This window comes from Paraconexibacter sp., from assembly GCF_041602235.1.
GTDB lineage: Bacteria > Actinomycetota > Thermoleophilia > Solirubrobacterales > Solirubrobacteraceae > Paraconexibacter.
The window spans coordinates 1-3,688 of sequence record NZ_JBFIGP010000340.1 but is presented as its reverse complement, the minus strand read 5'-3'; the positions used below and the strand labels follow the sequence as shown (position 1 = coordinate 3,688).

Sequence of the window (3,688 nt, the reverse complement as noted above, 5' to 3'; positions counted from 1 at the left end):
TCGGTGTCGCTCAACGGGACACCCCTGGGGACCGCGACGTTCGAGGGACAGGACGCCACCACGCAGACGTTCGACGCCGGCGGGGCCGCGCGCTCCGGCGCGAACAGCGTCACGCTGCAGGCCGAGTCCTCCGGCGACGTCAGCCTCGTCGAACGCGTGACGCTGCGCTACCGCCGAGCGTACGTCGCCGACGGCGAGACGCTCGCCGCGCCCGCCCCCGCCGGCCGGCGCATGACGATCTCCGGCTTCACCAGTAACGGCGCACGGGTCGTCGACGTCACCGACCCGACCTCTCCACTGGAGCTCGTCACCGACCCGAGCCAGACCGGGGCGACCGTCACGGCGACCGTCCCCGGCGACAGCGGCACCCGTCAGGTGCTGGCGTTCGGGCCCGGGCAGGTCCGTCCCCCGGCGTCGATCGCAACCGGGGCCCCGTCGACGCTCCGCGATCCCGCCAACGACGGCGCCCTGACGATCATCACGACGCCCGGGTACGAGGCAGCCCTCGCCCCGCTCGTCGCGCGACGGCGCGCGCAGGGCCTGACCGTGCGGGTCGCGCGGCTGCAGGACGTCTACGACGAGTTCTCCTTCGGTACCGCGGACCACCGGGCGATCCTGCGCTTCCTCGATCACGCGCGCGGGGCGTGGCGCACCCCGCCGCAGTACGTGCTGCTCGGGGGCGACGGCTCGTTCGACCCCCGCGGGTTCCTCGGTCGGGGGACCGAGGGCAACGTGATCCCGGTGGCCCTGATCGACACCGACGACGGCGAGAGCGCCAGCGACAGTCGCCTGACCGGCACCCTGCGGACGGGACGCCTCCCGGCCCGCACCAGCGCGCAGATGGACGCGCTCGTCGCCAAGACCCTGCGGTACGAGGACCGTGGCGCAGCCGGCGCCGCCACGCTGGTGAGCGACGTCCCGGACACCTATCCCTTCGGGACCGCCACCGACGGGCTCACCCCGCTCCTGCCGGCTGGCTGGGCGCTGACCCGCGTGGACCGCGCGACGCAGCCCGACGCCAAGAGCCGCCTGATCGCGGCGCTGCGCGCGGGACCCTCCTCGGTGAACTACAGCGGCCACGGCTCCGTGGACCTGTGGCGCGGGGATCTCCTCACCAACGCGGACGCCGGCGGGCTGAGCAACACGAGTCAGCCGTCCCTGTACGTTCTCATGACGTGTCTGAACGGCTACTTCACCGACCCCGTGCTTCCCGCGCTCGCTGAGGCGCTCCTGGGTGCACCGGGCGGGGCCGCCGCGGTGCTGTCCTCCACGACCGCGATCGACCCCGAGCCGCAGACGCAGGCCAACCGTGGTCTGCTCGCTGCCCTCTACGGAGGGTCCGGACCGGTACGGCTCGGCGACGCGGTGCAGGCTGCGCTGGCGCCCGTGAGCGACCCCGACGTGCGGCAGAGCGAGACGCTGTTCGGCGACCCCACGCTGCTGGTGCCACGCTGACCGACGGCATGACCGACGCCGCCCTGCTCGTCGCGAGGCACGGCCTCGCCCTGGTGTTCCTGACGGCGGGCATCGCGAAGGCACGCAACCTGCCGCGCACGCGCGCGAGCCTGCGGGAGTTCGGTCTGCCGGCCGGGGCCGCCGCGCCGGTCCTCATCGTCGCGGAAGCCGCGTGCGGCGTGCTGCTGCTGTTGCCCGGGACGAGCCGCGTGGGCGCCGGTCTGGCCACGGGCCTGCTGGCCGTGTTCACCGTCGCAGTACTGCGCGTGCTCGCCGACGGCCGCTCCCCGTCCTGCGCGTGCTTCGGCGAGCTCACGCAGGCGGCGGTAGGCCGGAGGACCGTCGCCCGCAACGTCGGGCTCGCGGCCCTCGCGGCGGTGCTGGCCTTCGCGGGGCCAGGGACTTCCGGGTCCGCGGGGATGGTGGAGGCGCTGGCGGCGGGGACGATCGGGGCCGCCGTGCTGCTCGAGCGATGCGTCCTCGCCCGTGCAGCGGGACCGCGCCGTGGCGTCGCGGCCCCCGACTTCTCCCTGCCCCGCGCCGACGGGTCGGGTCACGTCTCCCTCACGGACCTGCTCGCGCGCGGCAAACCGGTGGCCCTGGTCTTCCTCAGCCCGACCTGCGGGCCGTGCGAGGACCTCGCTCCTCGGCTGGCCGTGCTGCGCGAGCAGCTCGCGCCGACGGTGACCCTCCAGGAGATCAGTTGCGGCACGGCCGACGAGTCACATCCAGGCGGGGCGGTGCTCGTGGGCGACCCTGAGCTCGCGGACCGCTACGGCGCGAGCGCCAAGCCGGCCGCGGTCGGGATCGGCGCCGACGGTCGGGTGCTCGAGGCTCCCGCGCTGGGCGCCCTTGCGATCGAGGAACTCCTCAAGCGGGTTACTGGGAGACCGGGCGCCCCGCACACCTTCGTGGCCGTCAGCCACGACGTCACGTTCTCGATCACGGTCGATGACGCAGCCGCGGCGGCCCGTGCTCAGGCCATGCTGCCCCACGGAAGCCTCCTGACCGGCGCCGGCAGCGAGCCCACCCGGTTCACGATCTTCACTCCGGGTGCGGCCGACGGGGCCCTCTACGTCGACCACGGCTTCTCCGGACGCCACGCCGACGTCGACGTCCTGTTGGAGACGCTGGCGGCGCGCGTGCGCGTCCACGTCGCCGAGCACGCTCCCCGTCACGCGTTCGTTCACGCGGGTGTCGTCGCCTGGCAGGAGCGGGCCATCGTGATACCGGGCCGATCCTTCAGCGGAAAGAGCACCCTCGTCACCGCGTTGCTGCGCCAGGGGGCGCGGTACCTGTCCGACGAGTACGCGGTCATCGACAGCGACGGTCTGGTCCACCCGTTCGACAAGCCGATCGCCCTTCGCGCGCCCGGCACCCGGACCTCGGTCGAGCATCCGGTCTCCCAGTTCACGTCGCTCCCCGTCCAGGCCGAGCCGCTGCCGATCGGTGCCGTCGTTCGCGCCCCGTACGAGCCCGCGGCACGATGGGAGCCCGTCCCCGGCACCACCGGCGCCGGGGTGCTCGCGCTCATCGACAACTGCGTCGGGATCCGGCGCGACCCGTCCCGGGTGATGGCGACCCTGCGCCGCGCGATGGCCGGCGCCGTGTTCGTCGACGGGCCACGGGGCGACGCCGACGAAACCGCCCGCGCGCTGCTCACCCATCTCTCGGCGCACGTCGAGCCGCCGGCCGCCGCCTGATGTCCGACCCGCTCGGGCTCCTGACCGCGCGAGCGCTGCGCGGCGTGTGGCGCGAGCAGCCACCGACGCCGCAGCTCTCCCCGACGGAGCTCGCGCACATCGCTCCGCATCTCCTTGCCAGCGCATGCTCCGGGCTGGCGTGGCGGGCGATCGCCGGTACCCCCAGCCTCGCCGAGACCTCGGCGGGATCGTCGCTGCGCGACGCGGCGCGGCTGCATCTGCTGCAGGCGGGGCTCCACGACCTGCGCCTCGACGCGGTCCTGGCCCTCGCTGATGATCTCGGTCTCGAGCCGATCCTGGTGAAGGGCTGGACCCTCGCTCGCCGCTACCCGGCCCGCGGGCTGCGCCCCTACGGCGACGTCGATCTCGTCCTGCCGGCACCCGACGGGGAGCGGATGCGCGCCGCGCTCGACGCTCGGCCACACGACGATCGCTGGGTCGATGTAGACCTTGACCACGCCTTCCTGCGCGCTGACCGCACGCCGGTCGCCGATCTGTGGGAGCGAAGCGTCGTCGACACGACCGGGCCG

General features: G+C 74.2%; 3 protein-coding genes. All 3 read left to right on the top strand.

Annotation, left to right across the window (positions count from 1 at the left end):
* Positions 1-1,455: C25 family cysteine peptidase (locus tag ABYE80_RS18425; protein ID WP_372791762.1), on the top strand; the 1,455-nt coding region annotated here is incomplete at its 5' end.
* A gap of 8 nt (positions 1,456-1,463) precedes the next feature.
* Entirely contained in the window at positions 1,464-3,158 is a 1,695-nt protein-coding gene (locus ABYE80_RS18420; RefSeq protein ID WP_372791761.1) for a MauE/DoxX family redox-associated membrane protein, read from the top strand.
* Positions 3,158-3,688 (top strand): nucleotidyltransferase family protein (locus ABYE80_RS18415; RefSeq protein WP_372791760.1); only part of this gene is annotated, 531 nt, incomplete at its 3' end. The genes ABYE80_RS18420 and ABYE80_RS18415, both read left to right, overlap by 1 nt.